The following is a 22,365-nucleotide window of genomic DNA, read 5'->3' as shown; positions in this document are numbered from 1 at the left end:
GCGATCAGAGCAGCCCGTCCCACATCTGCTCCACCAGCACCGACCACCAGCTCTCCGGCGAAGCCAGCGCCGCACCGTCCAGCCCCGCCAGATTCGCCTGGAAATCGACGGTCCAGCGCCCCGCCTGCTCCGGCGTCAAATGCTGGCGCAGCCGCCACATCTGACCCAGCATCGCCAGCGACCGCACGAACTGCGGCAGGCTCGAATTCACGAACTGCGGCGGCACCGGCGCCCCGCCCGGACCGGCCTCCACCGGAACCGCGACGATGTGCGCCGTCCCGTACTGCACGCACAGCGCCTTGCCGAAGTCACTGCCGACCACCAGGTACGAACCCGCGTCCGACGCCGCCTGCACCTGCCGCTGCGCAGCAAGCTCCGCCAGCGTCGGCAACGGCTGACCCGGCACCGCCTGCGCCCAGAAGAACGGCCCGAAGTCCACCGGCAGACCCGACCACATCAGCGTCTGCGCCACGATCTCCGGCACACCCTGACGGGACACCGCCCGCTGCTCGAAACGGAACACGCCCTGCGGCCCGAACGCCCCCGCCAGCTCCTGCGCGATCGCCTCCAGCGGGATCGCCGGCTGCAACGGAACCTGCGGCAGCGGCGCCCGCACCGGCGCGGGGCGCGCCGGACCGTCCGCCACCTGGTGCAGTTCACTCTGGTGGGTGATCAGATGCCGCATGCCCTGCTGACGGCTCGCGTGATCCGTGCCGTACGGGGCCACGCTCGTGATCCGCACCTGCGGCCACGTCTCCCTGATCATCCGCGCGCAGTAACCACCCGGCAGCTCACACGACGCCAGCTCCGTGTGCAGCTCCAGCACCTGCTGCGGCGGCACGTTCATCGCCCGCAGCTCGTACAGGATCTGCCACTCCGGGTGCGGCGTACCCGGCGCCGAACGACGGATCAGCTGCTGCTCGGAGCCGTCGGGCGCGCGGTAGCGCAACACGGCCTGGTAGCCGGGACCCACCGTGGGGACGCCGGACTGCGCCGCCACGGGAGCCGGGCCGTGCTGCGGCGCGCCGGGCGGCGGCCCGGGCGGGCCGGGCGGCTGCGGGACAGCGGGACCGGCCAGCATCGTCGCGGCGTGGTGCGCGCCCACACCAGGCGCGCCAGGAGCCGCAGGAGCACCGGGAACCCCGGGCGGACCCGGAGGTACACCAGGAGCCGGCGGCGGCCCGGGCGGAGCCGGCGGCCCCACCACAGCAGGCCCCGCCAGCATCGTCGCAGCGTGATCAAGCCCGCCACCCGGCGCGCCGGGAACACCGGCACCCCCGGACGCACCCCCAGGCACACCAGGAGCCGGCGGCGGCCCCGGCGGAGCCGGCGGCGGCCCCGGCGGAGCCGGCGGCCCCACCACAGCAGGCCCCGCCAGCATCGTCGCCGCATGATCAAGCCCACCACCCGGCCCACCAGAAGCACCGGCACCCGCACCGGCACCCCCGGACGCACCCCCAGGCACACCAGGAGCCGGCGGCGGCCCGGGCGGAGCCGGCGGCCCCACCACAGCAGGACCGGCCAGCATCGTCGCAGCGTGATCAAGCCCACCACCCGGCGCACCAGAAGCCCCCGGCAGCGCGGGAGGCGCAGGAGGCGCGGACGGCACGTCAGCCGGCGCACCGGCCACTGCCCTGGAAACCCCCGGCCGTACCTGCGCCTTGCTCGTCGGCGCGTCGGCGATGCTCCCGGCACCCTCCCCCAACGCCGGCGCTATCGCCGTCCTCGGCAGCTGACTGCCCCCGGACATCAACGTCGTCTTCGCCTCCGGAGCCACCCCCGAAGACGCCGCCGCGCCCTCCTCCACGTCCGACCCCGAAAGCGGCGGCGCGAACACCGTCGCCGGCAACGGCACCGACGGCTCGTCCGCGCCGGAATTCACATCCGTCCCCGCCCACGGCGTCGCCCCGGCCGGCACCCCGTCATTGGCGGTCGGCTCGTACGCCGCCTCGCCCCCGCCACGGGACGCCACCGCGCCCGAAGGGACCCCGGCAGCCTCGGAACCCGCACCCCCCGACGGCTCCGCCCGCGCAATCCCCGCCCGGTCCGCCGCCTCCTGCAACCACTCCGGCGGACTCAACATGAACGAGGTCTGCTCCGAGTCGATCCGCGGCGACGGCACCGAAGCCTCCGCGACCGGCGCCGCCGCCGCCCCGTACTCCTCCTCGTACCGCCGGATCACCTCACCCACCGGCAACCCGGGCCACAACGTCACCTCACCACTGTCCCGCGCGATGACCAGCCGATGCCGCCCACCACCGGACACCGGACCGCCCGCCCGGTCCTCCGACCACACCACGAACCCGAGTCCGAACTCCCGTACCCGCACCTCACGGTGCTGGTAGGCGGGCACGTCCCCGTTGATCCACTCCTCGGCGCGCTCCTGCGCCTGCGCAAACGTCACCACCGCGCCGTCACCCCTCCACCGGAGCGGCACCCGCAACGGGAACCGAGCGTGCGAATCCGCCGTCCACCATCAGACCGGCCACCGTCTCCAACTCCGGCGGACTACCCGCCAACCGCTCCAGAAAGGCGTCGAAATCAGCACCGCACGGCAGCAACAACCGCTCCACGCGCTCCTGCACCGACCAGCCGTCCCGGTCCCGTCCGTCGTCGTAGGGGGAGAACCACACGGAGCCGATCCCCTCACCCTTCACCTTCACCGCGAGCAACCCGCCCTGCACGAAGGCCACGCACAGGTAGTCCTTCGTCAGGTGGTCCCGCAAACACTTGTTGACGTACACCAGGTCATTGACCGCCGCCTCCTCACGCACCGTGAAGAACGGCTGGTCCACCAGCAGGCCCAGCTCCACGTCCAGCCCCGTACCCACCGGCGCACAACCCCCGGCCGCCTTGAGGAACGACCGGTACGCCTCCGGAAGCCGGTACCCGAGATCCTCCTCGACCCCCTGCACCTGCCGCTCCGACACCGAAACCACCGACTTCGGCAGACCCAGGTGCACCGGACGCACCTCCTGCAGGGGCCGCGTCCCACGCTTGTCCTGATCCACCGGCGCCGACGCCAGCCCCGCGTGATGACGGAGCAACGCCTTCACCTCGACCGGAACCAGCTCCAACCGGCGCGAACCCGCCACGTGGTGCCACGTCCACCCGTGCGGAGTCGCCACCGCACCGACCGTGTCCCACAACTCGTGACCCACCGCGCGCATCGCCGCATTCGCGGACACGTAATCCGTCAAACGCAGCTCGTCCACACCGAAACCCTCAGGCGGCTCCGCGATCTCCACCGCCGCCCGAGCATAAGGAGAGAAATCGGGATGACCCTCACCACTCATCCGGACACCGTGAGGATGCCGGGCAGCCCGGACCGGGTCCGGAAAATGCACGACCTGCCCCGAATAAGCGGCGTTGGGTGGCGGGGCCTGCTGCCCGAGCCGACCTGTCGTCATGGCGGTAGCCCCCTGCTGGATCTGGCTGGTTCACCACAGCCTATGTGCTCCCGCAAGAGCGACACCCGCCCACCGGCCGCCCACCCACACCACGGCCCGCAACATCCGAATTGATACGAAAATTCGACCCCGCTTCCACACCACACGGGACATTTGACAGGCTGTCCCCTCAGCACGGGGGCGTGCGCGACCGCGGCCACCACCGCCGCCACGGGAGGGAAGAGCGACCATGCAGCACACGGCAACACGCACGGACCACGCCGAACCGGCACCCACCAGCGCCACCACCGGCACCACGGGCACCACCGGCGACCCGCGCCTACGCTGGAGCACCACCGACGGCCACACCGTCCCCGTACTGCGCTTCCGCCGCGACGGCATCCTGCCCACCATCGCCGCAGCCCTCTCCGTACGCGGCGAAACCCTCACCGGCACCGCCGGCAAAGCCGACCAGCCCCCCACCCTCCACCCACTCGTCCAGGACTACCTCGACACCCTCACCAGCAGCCAACGCGAACGCTTCACCGGCCGATGTCCCGAGGCGATACTCCTCTCCCGCCACATCACCGCCACCGAAGCCGCCCGCAGCAGACGCGCCTCCCGCAAACCCCTCAGCGCGAGCGAAGCCCGCCGCTCCCTCAAACACGCCAAGATCACCGCACGTCACATCCGCGAAGACGGCGACCCCCTCCACGGCACCTACGCACCCCCCTGCCGCTCCTGCCAAGCCCTCCTCACCCACTTCGGCGTACGCCCCGTCGACCTCTCCCACACCGAGTAGCCGCCATGAGCACCTCCGCGTCCTACGACCGCTCCTCAGCCACCCGCTTCCCCACCCCCATCGACACCGCCCTGCGCACCGCCGGCTGGGAACCCGGACGCTGGGACATCAAACAGGCCGAATACTGGGCCGACGCCCTGCGCGACCACACCACCCCCGCCGGACACCGCCACACCGTCTTCCCCGCCGCAGTCGAAGCCTGGGCCGAATTCGGCGGCCTCACCCTCACCGCCCCCGGACCCGGCCGCCAGATAGCCCCCACCCCCGTACACCTCGACCCCCTCACGGGCCTCCACCTCGCCCGCACCTTCGCCGACCTCGGCCGAGCCCTCTCCACCGAACTCAGCCCCCTCGGCATCGACGCGGACACCGGCTCCCACCTCGCCATCGACCGCGAAGGCCGCGTCTACGGCATCGACCACACCGGCGACTGGTACCTCGGCGCATCCCTCGACGAAGCCCTCACCCTCCTCCTCACCGGCCTCCAGCCCACCCGCCTCACCACCGGCTAAGCCCGCACGGGCGCACACGGCAGCACCGCCGACACCCGGAAACCACCCGAATCCGTCGGCCCCGCCACGAACACCCCGCCCAACCCCAGCACCCGCTCCCGCATCCCCACCAGACCGTTCCCCCCACTGGGCAGACCCGCCCCACCCACATCACCGTCACACGGCCCGTTCTCCACCTGCATCGCCACCTCACCCTCCCGATGAGCCAGCCGCACCACGACCTCCGCACCCGGCGCGTGCTTGTGGCAGTTGGTCAACGCCTCCTGCACCACCCGGTACGCCGCCTGCTCCACCTCCGCCGCATACCCCGGCCACTCCCCCCGCACATCAAGCCGCACCACCATCCCCGCCGCCCGCGACTGCCCCACCAGCACCTCGAGCTCCGCCAACGACGGCCCCTCCTCCTGACCCGCAACCACCACCGGCACCACCGGCACCGCCACCGGCCTCTGCGCCGCCGGAGCCCGCAACACCCCCAACATCTCCCGCAACTCCGTCAACGCCTGCCGGCCCATGTCCCCCACCAACGCCGCGTTCCGCGCCGCCTTCACCGGATCCTTCGCCGCAACCGCCTGCAACGCCGCCGCATGCACCACCATCAACGACACCCGGTGCGCCACCACGTCGTGCATCTCCCGCGCGATCCGCGTCCGCTCCTCCGTACGCGCCCACTCCGCCCGCTCCTCGGCCCGCTCCGCCAGCAGCGACAACTCCCGCTCCAACGAATCCGCCCGCTCGTGCAGGCTCTCCATCAGCCGGCGCCGCGCACCCACGTACATGCCCAGCAACACCGGCGGCACCGTCAGCGCCACCGCCACGAACACCGACAGCGAGATCAACAGGGTCTGCGTCACCCCCGCCTCGTCGTCGGTCCGCAGGTAGATCACCACCAGCGTCGCGACGAGCGACATCGAAGTCAGGATCGCCGTGACCCGCCGGGGCACCTCACACGCGGCCAGCGAGTACAGCCCCACCACCCCGAGCAGGAACCCCATCACCGCCGGCGTCACCGCGACCGCCACCAACACCACGGCAACCGGCCAGCGCCGCCGCAGCACGAGCGTGGCCCCCACCACGAACCCGAACACCACCCCGAGCACCACCGGCACCCCGGCCTCGCGCGCGAACGGCACCCCCTCCCACGCACACTCCAGGGCGGACACCACCCCGATCCCCACGTCCCACGCGACGTCCCGACGCCGCTCCCACCACAACGGCGGCCCAGCGCTGCCTTGCTCTTCCCCCGTACTGGTCATGCCGTCCAGCGTACGCAGCGCCCCCACCACGGCTCCGCGGGATTTTCCGGCAAACCGCCGGTAATCGCACGTACGACTGAACGTGTCGCCCATCGATACCTGAATCCCACATTCCGGACGACATTGGCGACATGACCGAAATCCGACGTCGCCCGGGCGACGGCACCGGCGGCCTCCGCACGGGCGCCACCACGTTCGACGCCCTTCGCGAGCAAGCCGTCACCCTCCGCCGCGAAGGCCTCAGCCGCCGCCAGATCCGCGACCGCCTGCACGTCCACAACAACGACATCCTCAACCGCCTGCTGGAGGGCGAACCGGCCCCCGAATGGACGAAGCGCCCCAACGCCAAGGACGACCTCCGCGCCCGCGCCCGCGAACTCCGCCTCCAGGGCCTGACCTACGACCAGATACAGGTCGAGCTCGGCTGCTCGAAGAGCTCCATCTCCCTCTGGGTCCGCGACCTGCCGAAGCCGGAGCGGAAGGTGCGACCCCCCGGCACCGACATGGTGCGGGCTCAGCAGGGGCGCAAGGAGGCACACTTGCGTCGCCAGGCGGCGTACGAAGAAGACCGCCGGGCGGCACAGGAGGAGGTCGGATCCCTCACCGACAGGGAATTGTTCCTGCTCGGCGTCGGCCTCTACTGGGCCGAAGGCGGAAAGACCAAGCCCCACAGGCCACAACCGCAGATCAGCTTCGTGAACAGCGATCCGGGCATGATCAGGACGTTCCTGGCGTGGCTGCGCCTCCTCGGCGTGGACGACGACCGCCTGAGGTTCACGCTGCAGATCCACGAATCCGCCGACGCGGCCGCGGCGGCAGAGTACTGGACCGGTGTCGTCGGCCTCGACGCCTCCCACTTCGGCAAGACGACGTTGAAGCGGCACAACCCTCTCACCAACCGCAAGAACACGGGCGACACGTACCGCGGCTGTCTCACGGTGCGCGTCCTGAAGGGCTCTGATTTGTACCGTCGCATTGAAGGCACCTGGTACGGCATAGTAGGTGCCGTCGACTTGACCATGAGGACGTAATGTCCGGTTTAGTCGGACATAGTCCCCCGTAGTGTAATTGGCAGCACAATGGCTTTTGGTGCCATTAGGTTCGGGTTCGAGTCCTGACGGGGGAGCCTCAAGCCGGTTCGGGTCCTGACCTCCGCGGTCGGGACCCGGCCTCGTTTCCGGCCCCCGGCCCACCGGTATCCTTCACGGGTCCACCCCCGAAGCCGAAGGGCATCCCCGTGAGCGCAACCCGCCCGGCAGCCGTCGTCGTACTCGCAGCGGGTGAAGGCACCCGCATGAAGTCGGCCACTCCCAAGGTTCTGCACGAGATCGCCGGGCGCTCGCTCGTCGGCCACGTCGTCGCCGCCTCGCGCGAGCTGGACCCCGCGCACCTCGTGGTCGTCGTCGGCCACGCCCGCGAGAAGGTCGCCGCGCACCTCGCCGAGATCGACCCGGGTGTCCGCACCGCCGTCCAGTACGAGCAGAACGGCACCGGGCACGCCGTCCGGATGGCCCTCGAAGAGCTTGGCGGCGAGATCGCCGGGACCGTGGTGGTCGTCTGCGGCGACACCCCGCTGCTGACCGGCGAGACGCTCCGGCAGCTCGCGCGCACGCACGAGGCCGACGGCAACGCCGTCACCGTGCTCACCGCCGAGGTCCCCGACTCGACCGGCTACGGGCGGATCGTCCGGGACGCGGCGACCGGCGCCGTGACGGCCATCGTGGAGCACAAGGACGCGACCGACGCCCAGCGCGCGATCCGTGAGATCAACTCCGGGGTCTTCGCGTTCGACGGGGCGCTGCTGAGCGATGCGCTCGGCAAGGTTCGTACCGACAACAGCCAGGGCGAGGAGTACCTGACGGACGTCCTCGGCATCCTGCGTGAGGCGGGGCACCGTGTCGGGGCGGCCGTGGGTTCGGATCACCGGCAGATCCTGGGGATCAACAACCGGGTGCAGCTGGCGGAGGCGCGGGCGTTGTTGAACGCGCGGTTGCTGGAGCGGGCGATGCTGGCGGGTGTGACGGTGGTGGATCCGGCGAGCACGTTCGTGGACGTGACGGTGACGTTCGGGCAGGACGCGGTGGTCCACCCGGGGACGCAGTTGCTGGGGGGCACGCATGTCGCCGAGGGGGCCGAGGTCGGTCCGAACACGCGGCTGACGGACACGCGGGTGGGTGCGGGGGCGCGGGTGGACAACACGGTCGCGGATTCCGCGGTGATCGGGGAGTCGGCGACCGTCGGCCCGTTCGCGTACCTGCGTCCGGGGACGAACCTGGGTGCGAAGGCCAAGGCGGGCACGTACGTCGAGATGAAGAACGCGACGATCGGTGAGGGTACGAAGGTGCCGCACCTGTCGTACGTGGGGGACGCGACGATCGGTGAGTACTCCAACATCGGTGCGGCGAGCGTGTTCGTGAATTACGACGGTGAGCACAAGCACCACACGACGATCGGTTCACACTGCAAGACGGGTTCGGACAACATGTTTGTGGCGCCCGTCACGGTCGGGGACGGTGCTTACACGGCGGCCGGGTCGGTGATCACGAAGGATGTGCCGGCGGGTGCGCTGGCCGTCGCCCGTGGCCAGCAGCGGAATATCGAGGGTTGGGTGGCGCGTAAGCGTCCGGGGAGTGCCGCTGCTGCGGCGGCCGAGTCGGCGGTCGGGGAGGGCTCGGGGCCGCGTTGAGCGGCTGTCCGGGTGAACTGACCGGAAACAGGTGCGTCGGCGACGGCGTACCGTGATAGGTGCACGCAATTCGGCTGGCTCACCGTGTGCGGGACGGACGCGCACGGGGGCGAGCAGCTTTCAACACGTCTGAGGAGACTGTGCTGTGACCGGGATCAAGACGACCGGCGAGAAGAAGCTGATGCTCTTCTCCGGCCGCGCCCACCCCGAGCTGGCCGAGGAGGTCGCGCACCAGTTGGGCGTCGCCCTGGTGCCGACGAAGGCTTTCGACTTCGCGAACGGTGAGATCTACGTCCGCTTCCAGGAGTCGGCGCGTGGTGCGGACTGCTTCCTGATCCAGAGCCACACGGCTCCGATCAACAAGTGGATCATGGAGCAGTTGATCATGATCGACGCGTTGAAGCGTGCCTCGGCGCGTTCCATCACCGTGATCGTGCCGTCGTACGGGTATGCCCGTCAGGACAAGAAGCACAAGGGCCGTGAGCCGATCTCCGCGCGTCTGGTGGCGGATCTGCTCAAGACGGCGGGTGCGGACCGGATCCTGACCGTGGACCTGCACACGGACCAGATCCAGGGCTTCTTCGACGGTCCGGTGGACCACCTGTCGGCGCTGACGGTCCTGGCGGACTACGTGGGCGCGAAGGTGGACCGGTCGAAGCTGACGATCGTGTCTCCGGACGCGGGCCGGGTGCGGGTGGCGGACCGCTGGTGTGACCGTCTGGACGCGCCGCTGGCGATCGTGCACAAGCGGCGTGACAAGGACGTGGCGAACCAGGTGACCGTCCACGAGGTCGTGGGTGAGGTCAAGGGCCGGGTCTGCGTCCTGGTGGACGACATGATCGACACGGGTGGCACGATCTGCGCCGCGGCCGACGCGCTGTTCGCGCACGGTGCGGAGGACGTGATCGTGACGGCGACGCACGGCATCCTGTCGGGTCCCGCGGCTGATCGTCTGAAGAACTCGAAGGTGAGCGAGTTCGTGTTCACGAACACGCTGCCGGACCCGTCGGACCTGGAGCTGGACAAGATCACGGTGCTGTCGATCGCGCCGATGATCGCGCGTGCGGTGCGTGAGGTGTTCGAGGACGGTTCGGTCACGAGCCTGTTCGAAGAGCAGCAGTAGGAGCCGTCGCAGGAGCGGCCGGCGTCCTGCGCCGCTGATCCTTTTGGGTGTGGCCTCCCGGCCGGGTAGACTCTTCGAGTTGCTCGGCGAGGGAGGCCGTACCTGTTTTTCGGGTGCGGATGCTCCGTTATCGACGCGCTCTTCGTAGCAGGCCGTTCCGGCCGGGTGACCGTCGTCCTTCTTTCCGTCACCCCACGAGGAGTGAGCATGTCCGAGGTCAAGCTTTCCGCCCAGCTCCGTGACACCTTCGGCAAGGGCTCTGCCCGCCAGGCCCGTCGCGACGCGCTGGTTCCCGGTGTCATCTACGGTCACGGCACCGACCCGAAGCACGTCAACGTCGAGGGCCACGGCCTGCTGCTGGCGCTGCGTACGCCGAACGTCCTGATCTCCCTGGACATCGCGGGTGGCGGCACCGAGCTGGTCATCCCGAAGGCCGTGCAGAAGCACCCGCTGAAGCGCTCCATCTCGCACGTCGACTTCCTGATCGTCAAGAAGGGCGAGAAGGTCACGGTCGACGTTCCGGTCGTCACCGAGGGCGAGCTGGCCCCGGGCGGCAACCTGCTGGAGACGCTGCTGAACACGATCTCCGTCGAGACCGAGGCCACCCACATCCCGACCGAGGTCACCGTCTCGATCGCGGGCCTGGAGGCCGGCGCGACCGTTCACGCTTCGGACCTGGTCCTGCCGCAGGGCACCACCCTGGCCGTCGACGGTGAGACCCCGGTTCTGCAGGTCGTCGCCCCGCAGGCCGAGGAGCCGGCCGCCGAGGCCGCCGCCGAGGGCACCGAGGCCTGAGTTCCGCCTCTCCCCCTCAGCAATTCGCAGCACTTGCTGAACGACCGCCGTCCGGCTCCACTGGAGCGGGACGGCGGTCGTCTTCGTTCCAGGCACGTAAGGAGCTTTTGATGTCGGACGACGCGGCGCCCTGGCTGATCGTCGGTCTCGGGAATCCCGGGGCGGAGTACGCGGGCAACCGCCACAACATCGGGTTCATGGTGGTGGACCTGCTGGCGGAGCGGATGCGCGGGAAGTTCAAGGCGCACAAGGCGCGGGCGCAGGTGGTGGAGGGCCGGATGGGTGCTCCGGGTCCGGCGAACCGGCGGGTGGTGCTGGCGAAGCCGATGTCGTTCATGAACTTGTCGGGCGGGCCGGTGTCGGCGCTGCGGGACTTCTACAAGGTGCCGTTGGAGCGGGTCGTCGCGGTGCACGACGAGCTGGACATCGACTATCCGACGCTCCGGTTGAAGCTGGGTGGCGGTGACAACGGGCACAACGGGTTGAAGTCGATGACGAAGGCGATGGGGCCGGATTACCACCGGGTGCGGTGCGGTATCGGGCGGCCGCCGGGCCGGATGCAGGTGGCGGACTTCGTGTTGAAGGACTTCTCGTCGACGGAGCGCAAGGAGCTGGACTGGTTCGTGGACCGGTCGGCGGATGCGGTGGAGTGTCTGATCCAGGAGGGTCTGGAGCGGGCGCAGTCGGCGTACAACGCGTAGCGGAACGGAAAAGGGGGTCTCCTCGTGCCTGTGGGCACGGGGGACCCCCTTTTCGTTGTGCCGCGTGCCGGTCAGCCGGTGTTGCGCAGGCCGGCGGCGACGCCGTTGACGGTGAGGAGGAGGGCGCGGGCGAGGAGCGGGTCGGGTTCTTCGCCGCGTTCGGCGGCGGCGCGCTGGCGGGCGAGGAGGGAGACCTGGAGGTAGGAGATGGGGTCGAGGTAGGCGTCGCGGACGGCGAAGGTCTGCTGGAGGACGGGGTGGGAGTCGAGGAGCTTCTCCCCGCCGGTGATGCGCAGGACTTCGCGGACGGTGAGTTCGTGCTCGGCTTCGATGCGGGTGAAGACGTGCTTGAGGTGGTCGGGGACGAGGGTGTCGACGTAGTGGCGGGCGATCCGCAGGTCCGTCTTGGCGAGGGTCATCTCGACGTTGGACAGGAAGTTGCGGAAGAAGTGCCAGCGCTTGCCCATCTCGGCGAGGGCGTCGTCCTGGCCGGCTTCGCGCAGGGCCTTGAGGCCGGAGCCGACGCCGTACCAGCCGGGGACGATCTGGCGGGACTGGGTCCAGCCGAAGACCCAGGGGATGGCGCGCAGGCCGTCGAGGCCGGCGCCGGAGTCGGGGCGGCGGGAGGGGCGGGAGCCGAGGTGGAGGTCGGCGAGCTGGTCGACGGGGGTGGCGGCGAAGAAGTAGGCGGGGAGGTCGGGGTCTTCGACGAGGGCGCGGTAGGCGGCGTGGGCGGCGTCGGAGACGGTGTCCATGGCCGCGTCCCAGCGGGCGAGGTCGTCGTGGGACTGGCGGGGGGCGGTGTGCAGGGCGGAGGCCTGCAGGGTCGCGGCGACGGTCAGTTCGAGGTTCTCGCGGGCGAGGGAGGGGACGAGGTACTTGTCGGAGATGACCTCGCCCTGCTCGGTGACCTTGATCTCGCCTTCGAGGGTGCCCCAGGGCTGGGCGAGGATCGCGTCGTGGGAGGGGCCGCCGCCGCGGCCGACGGTGCCGCCGCGGCCGTGGAAGAGGCGCAGGCGTACGCCGTAGCGGTGGGCGACGTCGCGCAGGCGGCGCTGGGCGCGGTGGATCTCCCACTGGCTGGTGGTGATGCCGCCGAACTTGGAGGAGTCGGAGTAGCCGAGCATGACCTCCTGGACGTCGCCGCGCAGGGAGACGAGGCGGCGGTAGGAGGGGTCGGCGAGCATGGCGTCGAGGATGACGTCGGCGGCCTTGAGTTCGTCGGTGGTTTCCAGGAGCGGGACGATGCCGATCTTGGCCCATCCGGCGTGGAGGTCGATGAGGCCGGCTTCGCGGGCGAGGACGGCGGCGGCGAAGACGTCGTCGGCGCCCTGGCACATCGAGATGATGTAGGACTCGATGACTTCGGGGCCGAACTTCTCGAAGGCGTCCTTGATGGCGAAGAAGACGCCGAGGGTCTTGGCGCCGGCCGCGTCGAGGGGTGCGGGGGTGGGGGCCAGGGGGCGGCGGGAGCGGAGTTCCTTGGCGAGGAGCTTGCCGCGGTAGTCGCGGGGCATGTCGGCGTAGCGCCAGGATTCCTCGCCGAGCCGGTCGAAGAGCTGGCCGAGGGCGTGGTGGTGGGCGTCGGCGTGTTCGCGGACGTCCATGGTGGCGAGCTGGAGGCCGAAGGCGGCGAGCGTGCGGATGGTGCGGTCCATGCGGCCGTCGGCGAAGAGGGCCGCGCGGTGTTCGCGCAGGGAGTTCTGGATGAGGGTGAGGTCGGCGAGGAGTTCGGCGGTGCCGAGGTAGTCGCGGCCGTCCTGGTGGGGGGTGGCGTGGGCGAGGCGTTCGCGGGTGTTGAGGAGCTTCTGGCGGATGCAGGTGGCCTTGAGGCGGTAGGGCTCTTCCGCGTTGAGGCGCTTGTAGCGGGGGCTGATCTCGGGCAGGCGTTCGAGGTCGGCCTGGAGGGAGGTGAGGAGTTCCTCGGTGGCTCCGGTGTAGCGGATGGAGTTGGACAGCAGTCCGCGCAGTTCGTCGATGGCGGCGAGGGCGTCGGTGATGCCGTGTTCGTGCTGGAGGATCAGGACGTCGCGGGTGACGTCGGGGGTGACGTTGGGGTTGCCGTCGCGGTCGCCGCCGATCCAGGTGCCGAAGGTGAGGGGGCGGGTGCCGGGGGGCAGCTCGACGCCGACGCGCTGGAGTTCGGCGGCGAGGTCTTCGAGTACGTCCCCGACGGCGCCGGCGTGCAGCTCGTCGAGGTAGTAGATGGCGTTGCGGGCTTCGTCGGCGGGTTCGGGACGTACGACGCGCAGTTCGTCGGTCTGCCAGACGAGGTCGATGTTCTCGGCGAGCCGCAGGTCGTGGCGGCGGCGTTCGCCGGCGCCGGTGGCGGGCTCTTCGAGGAGGGCGGCGATGCGGCGCAGCTTGTTGAGGACGCTGCGGCGGGCCGCTTCGGTGGGGTGGGCGGTGAAGACGGGCCGGACGTTGAGGTTCTTGACCGTTTCGCGCAGGTGTGCGGGGTCGGCGTCCTTGAGCATGTCGGCGGTACGGGCGAGGAGGCCGCCTTCGGCGGCCCGGTGGGCGCGCAGTTCCTTGCCGCGGTGTACCTGTTCGGTGACGTTGGCGAGGTGGAAGTAGGTGGAGAAGGCGCGGACGAGCTTGGCGGCGGTTTCCAGGTCGGTGTCGCCGAGGAGCCGGGCGGCGGCTTCGCCGTCGGTGCGGGTGAGGGCGCGGACGCGTTCGACGAGGTCGAGGAGGTCCTGGCCTTCCTGGCGTACGAGGGTCTCGCCGAGGAGGTCGCCGAGGCGGCGGATGTCGGCGCGCAGTTCCGCGTTGGCGGTGGCGGCCTGCGTGAGGGTGGCCTTGGTGGCCGGGGCCTGGGTGACGGGGGCCTGGGCGGCCTGGTCAGCACTGCTCACAGGTGCGGCTCCTTGCAGTGTTCGAGCGCTACTGGGCGGTGGGCTCCCCGGGGTGGGCGCGGCGGTGCCGCTGCGCAGCCCGGGCTGCCCGTGCGGACCGCGCTGTCCGACGGGACCAGGATAGGTGGCCGGTGCTCGTGGGACGGCAGCGCGGGGCTGCTCCGCCCGGTGGGCGTGCTCCTCTTGCCGGGGGCGGGAGCTTTGCCATACTTACGTTGCCGTAGGTTACGGGACCGTAGGGTCCGTGATCATGCGCCCTCCGTCTCCTCACCCCCCAGGGGATCCACTGTGGCCATCACCGACGAACTGATCGAGGGCGCTGCGGCGCCGTCCCGAACGAGTGAGCCGTCCGCGACGCGCGGCGGCGAGAGCAAGCGGTCCGTCGAGCAGATCGCGTTGTTGCTGTTCATCATCCTCCCGTTCGTCGCGCTGCTGGGGGCGATCCCGCTGGCCTGGGGCTGGGGGGTGAGCTGGCTGGACGTGGGCCTGATGGTGTTCATGTACTTCCTGGCGTGCCACGGCATCACGATCGGTTTCCACCGCTATTTCACGCACGGTTCCTTCAAGGCGAAGCGGCCGCTGCGGATCGTGCTGGCGGTGATGGGCTCGATGGCGGTGGAGGGGCCGCTGGTGCGGTGGGTGGCGGATCACCGCAAGCACCACAAGTTCTCCGATCACGAGGGTGACCCGCATTCGCCGTGGCGGTTCGGCGAGACGGTCCCGGCGCTGATGAAGGGGCTGTGGTGGGCGCACATCGGATGGCTGTTCGACGAGGAGCAGACGAACCAGGCGAAGTACGCGCCGGATCTGATCAAGGACCCTGCGATCCGCCGGATCTCCCGGGACTTCGTACTGTGGACGGTGGTGTCGTTGGCGATCCCGCCGCTGGTGGGGGGTCTGGTGACGATGTCGTGGTGGGGGGCCTTCACGGCGTTCTTCTGGGGTTCGCTGGTGCGGGTCGCGCTGTTGCACCACGTGACGTGGTCGATCAATTCGATCTGCCACGCGGTGGGCAAGCGCCCGTTCAAGTCGCGGGACCGGTCGGGGAACGTGTGGTGGCTCGCGGTGCTGTCGTGCGGCGAATCGTGGCACAACCTGCACCACGCGGAGCCGACGTCGGCGCGCCACGGTGTGCTGCGGGGGCAGGTCGATTCCAGTGCGCGGCTGATCCGCTGGTTCGAACAGCTGGGATGGGCCTCTGACGTGCGGTGGCCTTCGGAGTCCCGCATCGACGCCCGGCGCAAGGAAATGTCTTCGAACGCGGCATGATGGGGGACGTGGCGATCGACGGCAGCAGTTCCAGCGGTGACAAGCCCCGGCGTGGCCGCCGGGTGCGGATGACGGGGGCGGAGCGGCGTCAGCAGTTGCTGGACATCGGCCGGGCGCTGTTCGCCGAAAGGGGTTTCGAGGGCACCTCGGTGGAGGAGATCGCGGCGAAGGCCGGGGTGTCGAAGCCGGTGGTGTACGAGCACTTCGGCGGCAAGGAAGGCCTGTACGCGGTGGTCGTGGACCGCGAGATGCGGCAGCTGCTGGAGGGGGTGACGGGTGCGCTGACAGCCGGGCATCCGCGGGAGCTCCTGGAGCAGGCGGCTTTCGCGCTGCTGGACTACATCGAGAGTTATACGGACGGGTTCCGGATCCTGGTGCGGGATTCGCCGGTGGCGCAGTCGACGGGGACGTTCGCGTCGCTGATCAGTGATATCGCCACGCAGGTGGAGGACATCCTTGGTCTGGAGTTCAAGGCCCGGGGCTTCGACCCGAAGCTGGCCCCGCTGTACGCGCAGGCGCTGGTGGGGATGGTGGCGCTGACCGGCCAGTGGTGGCTGGAGACACGGCGTCCGAAGAAGGCGGAAGTGGCGGCGCACCTGGTCAACCTGGCCTGGCACGGCCTGGAGAACCTGGAGGCCCGGCCCCGCCTGGTGGGCCACCGCAGGAGCTGACGACGCGTCCTGGCGCCCCGACCACCCCGAGGTCGAAAGGTTGTACGGAAAACTACTTTGACCTCGGGAAACGCGCCAGTACTGTGGGGCCACTCCCGGGGGGGAAGTACGACCGACGCCCTGTGCCTGTGCCGGCCTGCGCCGGCGACCGTCGTGATGACCACCCGGTTCCACTGCGAATCACTGGGGAACCCACTTGCGCTCTTCGCGCCTCGGCCGCATCGCGGCCTGCACCGCTCTCGCCCTCTCCGCGGGCACCCTGCTCTCCGTGGGCCAGGCGACCGCTGCCGGCAAGACCTCGGACCGCCCGGCACCTGCCGCGGCCACGCCGGGGGCCGGCCCCAAGGCCGCCGTCCCGCACGCCGCCGCCCCGGCCCCCGGCGTGGTGGCGCCGAACGCCAAGCCCGCGGGCAAGGGCGCGCGCTCGGCCGCCCCCCAGGGCGTCGCCGCCGCCGCTGCCGCGGGGGCCGTCTCCCAGCCGCGCCTGGACCTGGACGGCGACGGTTTCAGCGACCTGGTCTTCCGCGACACGCGCGGCTTCACCCGCGCCTTCGCGACCAGCGCTCCCGCGGGCAACCCCGCCACCGACTTCCGCATCCAGGGCGACGAGACCGAGTCGGTCAAGGACATCATCGCCCTCGGCAACGTCGGCGGCGGCTGGAACCCCGAGATCCTCACGCTCACCTTCGACGGCAAGCTCCAGCTCCGCGAGACCTCCGGCGGCTACGCCGGTGCGCCGACCTGGACCGGCTCCGGCTGGCAGATGTACAACCGCGTCATCGCGGCGGGCGACCTGAACAAGGACGGCCGCCCCGACGTCATCGCCCGCACGCCGGCCGGTGACCTGTACTACTACAAGAGCACCGGCAACCTCGCCAACCCGTTCGCGGCCGCGGTGAAGGTCAGCGGCGGCTGGAACCAGTACGACCAGATCGTCGGCCTGAGCGACATCGACGGCGACGGCGACGCGGACGTGCTGGGCCGTACGTACACGGGCGAGCTGTTCCTCCACAAGGGCACCGGCAACGGCGCCAGCCCGTTCGAGTGGCGCACGCAGATCGCCACCGGCTGGACCGGCTACACGCAGATCATCGCCGCCGACGACATCGACGGCGACGGCAAGGCCGACATGATGGGCGTCACCCCCACCGGTGACCTGTTCTGCCACTTCTCCGAGGGCAACGGCCTGTTCAGCCAGCAGTACGACTGCGGCTCGAACTGGAAGAGCACCGAGCTCTTCCTCGGTGCGGGCATCACCCCGGTCTACGGCAAGCACAACGTCGGCACGGTCGACGCCGCCGGCCAGTACTGGTCGTACGACAACAAGAGCGACGGCTCGCTCTTCGAGCCGCGCAAGTCCGGCGACTTCGTCTGGCCGGACGACGGCTCCAAGCTGGTCGGCGTCAGCGGCCTGGACAAGACCAGCTGGGGCCACAAGTTCCAGTTCAACCAGTGGGGTCTGACCAACCGCACCACGAACCAGAACATCGCCGGCGACTGGTGGGGCGTCACCAACGCGGTCCTCGGCGGCGGCGACGTCTCCGGCGACGGCAAGGGCGACCTGCTGACCCGCGACATCTGGGGCAACCTGTACGTCCACCAGGGCAACGGCACCGGCAACGCCTTCGCCGCCCCGCTCAACATCGGCGGCGGCTGGGACCAGTACAAGCAGCTCGCCGCCGGTGACTTCAACGGTGACGGCTACGCGGACATGGTCGGCATCGACAACAACGGCGGCCTGTACTTCCACCCGGGCACCGGCAAGGCCTCGGCACCGTTCGGCACCCGCTGGCTGGTCTACGCGTTCATGGGCGGCTACAAGGACATCATGTCGCCCGGTGACCTCACCGGTGACGGCAAGGCGGACCTGGTCCTCGTCGACGCCGGCGGCAACGCGTTCCGCATGGAGGGCGGCCACAGCCTGTTCGGCAGCCAGGTCCTCACCCCGCAGGTCATGTTCCGCGGCAACATGAGCTACCGCAGCATCGGCTGACCCGCCCGCACCACGCCCCGGCGCCCCGCCACCGCAGCTGCGGTGGCGGGGCGCCGTCGTGCTCACGGGGCGGGTTCGAGGAATTCGAGGCGGTTGCCGACCGGGTCGTGGGAGAAGAACCGCTTGTGACCGGGCAGGGCGGTGTCCCAGTGGACGTCGGCTCCGTGGTCGCGGAGCCGGCCGGCGTAGGCCTCGATCCCGGTGACGCGCAGGCCCGGGTGGGCTTTGCGGGCGGGACGGAAGTCGTCTTCGATGCCGAGGTGGAGCTGTACGGGCCCCGCGGCGAACCAGCAGCCGCCGCGGGCGGCGAGGGCGGGCGGTTTGGGCAGTTCGGTCATGCCGAGGGCGTCCGTGTAATAGCGGCGCAGGCGGTCCTCGGAGCCGGGCGGCGCGGCGAGTTGCACGTGGTCCAGTGCGCTGAGCACCTCATGCCTCCTTGCGGGCGACGGCGAAGATGCGGCGGAAGGGGAACACGGTGCCCCGGGGGCCCGGGGGGTAGGCGGCGCGCAGGGCTTCGCGGTATTCGGCGAGGAAGGAGTCGATGGCTTCCTTGTCGTCGCCGAGTTCGGTCAGGACGGGGCGCAGGGCGGTGCCCTTGACCCAGTCGAGGACGGGGTCGGGGCCGGACAGCATCTGGTGGTAGGTGGTCTCCCAGACGTCGACGGCGCAGCCGAGCTCGGTGAAGCGGGCGAGGTATTCGGCGGGTTCGAGGATGTGGACGTAGCGCGCGCCGTGGCCGGCGAGGCGGTCGCGCCAGCGCGGGGTGTCGCACAGGTCGGCGAGCATCCGGTGGCTGGGCGCGGTGAAGTTGCCGGGGATCTGGAAGGCGAAGGTGCCGCCGGGCCGCAGTGCGGTGATCCAGGCCGCGAAGGAGCCGGGGTGGTTGGGCACCCACTGGAGGGCGGCGTTGGAGACGATCAGGTCGTAGGACTCCTCCGGGTGCCAGTCGGCGAGGTCCGCGTGCGCGAAGTCCAGGTGGCCGCCGCCCGGGGTGGGTCCGGCGTGGTCGTGGGCGGCGCGGCGGAGCATCTCCGGGGAGAGGTCGAAACCGGTGATGCGGGCCCGGGGCCAGCGGTCGGCGAGCAGGGCGGTGACGTTGCCGGGGCCGCAGCCGAGGTCGGCGATGCGTGCGGGGGTGGTGGGGAGCTCGGGTATGCGCGTCAGCAGGTCGAGAAAGGGGCGCGTGCGGTGCCCGGCGTGCCGGAGGTACTGCTGGGGGTCCCAGACGGGCGCCACGGAAGAGGTGACGACGGGCGTCGGGGCCGGGGCGGTGTCGGAGTGCATGTACGAAGCCTCCCTGCTGATGGGGCGGTTGGAAGCGGAAGCCGTCCGGCCCCCTCCATTCCCATCCTGGCCGAATATATATCTTGATGTCAAGATACTCGACATCAAGGTATCCAGTGTCCAAGACCCTTGAATTGAAGAGACTTCACGTCGACAGACCCCTTACACTGATCGGCATGGAGGACGAGGTCGACCGACTGGTCGCGGCATGGCGGCGAGAACGCCCTGACCTCGACGTTGAACCGCTCGAAGTGCTGAGCCGGGTGAGCCGGCTCGCCCGCCACCTCGACCGCGCCCGCAGGCTGGCCTTCTCCGAGCACGGCCTGGAGCCCTGGGAGTTCGACGTCCTCACCTCGCTGCGCCGCGCCGGCGCCCCGTACCAGCTCTCGCCCGGCCAGCTGCTGACCCAGACCCTGGTCACCTCCGGCACCATGACCAACCGCATCGACCGGCTCGCGAAGAAGGGCCTGGTGGAGCGGCTCCCCGACCCCAGCGACCGGCGCGGCGTACTGGTCCGGCTGACCCCCGAGGGCCGCGACCGCGCCGACCAGTCCCTGGCCGGGCTGCTGGCGCAGGAACGCGCCATCCTCGCCCAGCTCTCCCAGGACCAGCGCGGTGACCTCGCGGCGCTGCTACGCAGGCTGACCGCTCCGTTCGACAACATCCCCGGCTAGCTCCGCCGGACGCACCCCGGCCCGCCGGGCCAGCGCCACCGCCGCGAGCGTGGAGTGCACCCCGAGCTTGCCCAGGACGTTCTGCATGTGGGTGCGGACGGTGTGCGGGGACAGGAACAGCCGAGCGGCCACGTCCTTGCGGCCCAGCCCGGCCACCATGCACCGCAGCACCTCGTGCTCGCGCGGCGTCAGCGACTCCACCAGCCGCTCACTGTCCGTACGGTGCTTGCGCGCCGCGGTCAGCTCGCGCAGTACCCCGGTCAGCAGGGCGGGCGGCAGGTGCGTCTCCTCCCGCAGCACCCCGCGGATGACGGCCAGCAGCCGCGAGAGCGAGCAGTCCTTGGCCACCCAGCCGGAGGCCCCGGCCTGGAGCGCGAGCGCGGCCCGGCGGGGGTCGTCGCGTTCGGCGAGGACCACCGTACGCACCCCCGGATGCGCCGTGCGCACGCTCGCGACCAGCGCGATCCCGTCCGCGCCGGGGGGCGCGGGCGGCGGCGCGGAACCCGGTGCGCGCTGTACGGGCACGGTCCCCGCGGCGGCGCCCAGGTCGGCGTCCACGAGCATGACGTCGAAGCGGCGGCCCTCGGCCGCGGCGCGTTCGAGGCAGCGCACGGCCGCGGGAGCACTGCCGGCCGCGGACACGTCCACGTCCGGCTCGGCCGCGAGTGCGGCCGCGAGAGATTCGGCGAAGATGCGGTGATCGTCGACGACGAGAACGCGGATACGAACCACGAAAACCCCCACGGGTCGGGGAACGGACGACGGCGGGTACGGCGCCCGGACCGGGTGGTGATCCGCAGCAGCCGCGGCCGCCGCCGAGACATCTCTGCACTACCCCGGAGCGGACGCCGTACCCGGCGTATCTCGACCCCTGAATCGACACCGGCCCCCACCGGTGTCACGCATCAGCGTAGAGCGGCCGGGCTCCGGCGGATGGCCGAATAGCAGAAGTTTTTCGACGGCTTTTCCGGCCCGGAGGCCCCGAACGGCCGCCGCCCTGGCCGGAATTCACCTATCCGCGTGATCCGGCGGACGGGCCGGGCCCTCGGTGCGTGCCACGGGCAGTTGCGCGGTGGGCGGTTCACCCGGCGTACGCACGCCGGGCGCCCGCGTAGGGCGCCCGGCGGCAGCGCGCGGCGACCCGGCGCGCGCCCCTGCCGGGTGGACGCCGCCGGCCCGGTCCGGAGATGCGGGCCGGTCAGGAGGGCCGGGCCGGTCGCGAGGGCGGAGCCGGTCCGGAGATGCGGGCCGGTCAGGAGGGCGGGGCCGGTCAGGAGTGGTTGCGGCGCGCGAAGTTCCAGGCGTCGGTCACGATGCCGGTGAGGTCGGAGCGGGAGGGGGTCCAGCCGAGGCGCTCGTGCGCCGTGCGGGCGGAGGCCACCAGCACCGCCGGGTCGCCCGGGCGGCGCGGGGCGACGACCTCGGGGATCTCCCGGCCGGTGACTTTGCGGACGGTCTCGATGACCTCGCGGACCGAGAAACCGCTGCCGTTGCCCAGGTTGCAGATCAGGTGCTCGCCCTCGGTGGCGACGCGCAGCGCCGACAGGTGGGCCTGCGCGAGGTCCGCGACGTGGATGTAGTCGCGCACGCAGGTGCCGTCGGGGGTCGGGTAGTCGTCCCCGAACACCGAGATGGACTCGCGCTGTCCGAGCGCGACCTGCAGGACCAGCGGGATCAGGTGCGTCTCGGGGTCGTGCCGCTCACCGAACTCCCCGTACGCGCCCGCCACGTTGAAGTAGCGCAGCGACACCGCGGCCAGGCCGTGCGCCACGCACTCCCCCGCGATCATGTGGTCGACGGCGAGCTTGGAGGCGCCGTAGGGGTTGGTCGGCGCGGTCACCGACGTCTCCGTCAGCAGGCCTTCGGTGGGCTCGCCGTAGGTGGCGGCGGTGGAGGAGAAGACGAGCTTGCGCACGCCCGCCCCGCGCATCGCGGTCAGCAGGGCGAGGGTGCCGCCGACGTTGTTGTCCCAGTACTTGCCGGGGTTCACGACGGACTCGCCGACCTGCGAGGAGGCCGCGAAGTGGAGCACGGCGTCGAAGGAGGGGTCCAGGTGCTCGGCGGCGTCCTGGATCCGCCCCTCGATCAGGGTGGCGCCCGCGGGGACGCCCTCGCCGAAGCCGGTGGAGAAGTTGTCGAGGACGGTCACCTCGTGGCCGGCTTCCAGGAGGTGGGCGGCGACGACGCCGCCCACGTATCCGGCGCCGCCCGTGACCAGGTACTTGCTCACTGCTGCTGCCTCTCGCGGGGGAACGCACGCGGGAAAGCGTGCAGGGTCCGGCTTACCGGATCGCACGCCTCCGGGGAAATCCGGGGGGCGCCGTGCCCGCAATCGCCCGTAACGCGGGCCCC

19 protein-coding genes and 1 tRNA gene are annotated in these 22,365 nt (G+C 70.8%); 12 read left to right on the top strand and 8 right to left on the bottom strand.

Annotated features, from left to right (window positions below; genetic code table 11):
* Positions 1–4: 4 nt before the first annotated feature.
* The gene (locus OG861_RS18805; protein WP_329195853.1) at positions 5–2,407 is read right to left on the bottom strand and encodes an SUKH-4 family immunity protein; all 2,403 of its coding nucleotides are present in this window, start codon (positions 2,405–2,407) and stop codon (positions 5–7) included.
* Positions 2,408–2,414: 7 nt separating this feature from the next.
* Positions 2,415–3,410: an SMI1/KNR4 family protein gene (locus tag OG861_RS18800; RefSeq protein ID WP_329195856.1), complete on the bottom strand. Its 996-nt coding sequence runs from the start codon at positions 3,408–3,410 to the stop codon at positions 2,415–2,417.
* Between the two features lie 229 nt (positions 3,411–3,639).
* Between OG861_RS18800 and OG861_RS18795 the strand changes: the two genes are divergently transcribed.
* A complete protein-coding gene (locus tag OG861_RS18795; RefSeq protein ID WP_329195858.1) occupies positions 3,640–4,191 on the top strand; it encodes a YwqJ-related putative deaminase in 552 nt (183 codons plus the stop codon).
* 5 nt (positions 4,192–4,196) lie between these two features.
* A complete protein-coding gene (locus tag OG861_RS18790; RefSeq protein ID WP_329195860.1) occupies positions 4,197–4,703 on the top strand; it encodes an SUKH-3 domain-containing protein in 507 nt (168 codons plus the stop codon).
* Here OG861_RS18790 and OG861_RS18785 read toward each other — a convergent pair.
* Positions 4,700–5,959 (bottom strand): sensor histidine kinase, encoded by a 1,260-nt coding sequence (locus OG861_RS18785; protein WP_329202249.1) that lies wholly within the window; start codon positions 5,957–5,959, stop codon positions 4,700–4,702. The genes OG861_RS18790 and OG861_RS18785 overlap by 4 nt on opposite strands.
* Before the next feature lie 131 nt (positions 5,960–6,090).
* Between OG861_RS18785 and OG861_RS18780 the strand changes: the two genes are divergently transcribed.
* The 6 genes from OG861_RS18780 to pth all read left to right on the top strand — a co-directional run bounded on the left by OG861_RS18780 (position 6,091) and on the right by pth (position 11,264).
* The gene (locus tag OG861_RS18780) at positions 6,091–6,990 is read left to right on the top strand and encodes a hypothetical protein (protein WP_329195862.1); all 900 of its coding nucleotides are present in this window, start codon (positions 6,091–6,093) and stop codon (positions 6,988–6,990) included.
* Positions 6,991–7,012: 22 nt separating this feature from the next.
* Positions 7,013–7,085, top strand: a tRNA-Gln gene (locus OG861_RS18775).
* 111 nt (positions 7,086–7,196) lie between these two features.
* Positions 7,197–8,645: a bifunctional UDP-N-acetylglucosamine diphosphorylase/glucosamine-1-phosphate N-acetyltransferase GlmU gene (gene glmU, locus OG861_RS18770; protein WP_329195864.1), complete on the top strand. Its 1,449-nt coding sequence runs from the start codon at positions 7,197–7,199 to the stop codon at positions 8,643–8,645.
* Between the two features lie 145 nt (positions 8,646–8,790).
* Positions 8,791–9,768: a ribose-phosphate diphosphokinase gene (locus tag OG861_RS18765; protein WP_136213578.1), complete on the top strand. Its 978-nt coding sequence runs from the start codon at positions 8,791–8,793 to the stop codon at positions 9,766–9,768.
* Between the two features lie 207 nt (positions 9,769–9,975).
* Positions 9,976–10,563, top strand: coding sequence for a 50S ribosomal protein L25/general stress protein Ctc (locus OG861_RS18760; protein WP_329195866.1), 588 nt, complete (start codon positions 9,976–9,978; stop codon positions 10,561–10,563).
* A 110-nt stretch (positions 10,564–10,673) separates the two neighbouring features.
* Entirely contained in the window at positions 10,674–11,264 is a 591-nt protein-coding gene (gene pth / locus OG861_RS18755; RefSeq protein ID WP_329195868.1) for an aminoacyl-tRNA hydrolase, read from the top strand.
* Positions 11,265–11,335: 71 nt separating this feature from the next.
* Here the strand turns inward: pth and ppc are convergent, their stop codons facing one another.
* The gene (gene ppc / locus OG861_RS18750; RefSeq protein WP_329202251.1) at positions 11,336–14,029 is read right to left on the bottom strand and encodes a phosphoenolpyruvate carboxylase; all 2,694 of its coding nucleotides are present in this window, start codon (positions 14,027–14,029) and stop codon (positions 11,336–11,338) included.
* A 381-nt stretch (positions 14,030–14,410) separates the two neighbouring features.
* Between ppc and OG861_RS18745 the strand changes: the two genes are divergently transcribed.
* The 3 genes from OG861_RS18745 to OG861_RS18735 all read left to right on the top strand — a co-directional run bounded on the left by OG861_RS18745 (position 14,411) and on the right by OG861_RS18735 (position 18,055).
* Complete coding sequence (locus OG861_RS18745; RefSeq protein WP_329195869.1) at positions 14,411–15,391, top strand: acyl-CoA desaturase; 981 nt, start codon at positions 14,411–14,413, stop codon at positions 15,389–15,391.
* A complete protein-coding gene (locus OG861_RS18740; RefSeq protein WP_443056530.1) occupies positions 15,388–16,062 on the top strand; it encodes a TetR family transcriptional regulator in 675 nt (224 codons plus the stop codon). The genes OG861_RS18745 and OG861_RS18740 overlap by 4 nt, the downstream gene beginning before the upstream one ends.
* A 196-nt stretch (positions 16,063–16,258) precedes the next feature.
* Positions 16,259–18,055, top strand: coding sequence for an FG-GAP repeat domain-containing protein (locus OG861_RS18735; RefSeq protein ID WP_329195871.1), 1,797 nt, complete (start codon positions 16,259–16,261; stop codon positions 18,053–18,055).
* 62 nt (positions 18,056–18,117) lie between these two features.
* Here OG861_RS18735 and OG861_RS18730 read toward each other — a convergent pair whose 3' ends face one another.
* Positions 18,118–18,480: a VOC family protein gene (locus tag OG861_RS18730; RefSeq protein ID WP_329195873.1), complete on the bottom strand. Its 363-nt coding sequence runs from the start codon at positions 18,478–18,480 to the stop codon at positions 18,118–18,120.
* Position 18,481: 1 nt separating this feature from the next.
* On the bottom strand, positions 18,482–19,339 hold the full coding sequence (locus OG861_RS18725; protein WP_329195875.1) for a trans-aconitate 2-methyltransferase: 858 nt from the start codon (positions 19,337–19,339) through the stop codon (positions 18,482–18,484).
* 176 nt (positions 19,340–19,515) lie between these two features.
* Between OG861_RS18725 and OG861_RS18720 the strand changes: the two genes are divergently transcribed.
* The gene (locus OG861_RS18720) at positions 19,516–20,013 is read left to right on the top strand and encodes a MarR family winged helix-turn-helix transcriptional regulator (protein WP_329195877.1); all 498 of its coding nucleotides are present in this window, start codon (positions 19,516–19,518) and stop codon (positions 20,011–20,013) included.
* Here OG861_RS18720 and OG861_RS18715 read toward each other — a convergent pair.
* Positions 19,972–20,745, bottom strand: a complete 774-nt coding sequence (locus OG861_RS18715; RefSeq protein WP_329195878.1) for a response regulator transcription factor — start codon at positions 20,743–20,745, stop codon at positions 19,972–19,974. The genes OG861_RS18720 and OG861_RS18715 overlap by 42 nt on opposite strands.
* 538 nt (positions 20,746–21,283) lie before the next feature.
* Positions 21,284–22,243, bottom strand: coding sequence for a UDP-glucose 4-epimerase GalE (galE, locus tag OG861_RS18710; RefSeq protein WP_329195880.1), 960 nt, complete (start codon positions 22,241–22,243; stop codon positions 21,284–21,286).
* Positions 22,244–22,365 lie beyond the last annotated feature (122 nt).

The sequence above is a fragment of the Streptomyces sp. NBC_00539 genome, assembly GCF_036346105.1.
GTDB lineage: Bacteria > Actinomycetota > Actinomycetes > Streptomycetales > Streptomycetaceae > Streptomyces.
Note: the sequence above shows the minus strand (reverse complement) of the source record. Positions and strands in the feature narration are given on the sequence as shown.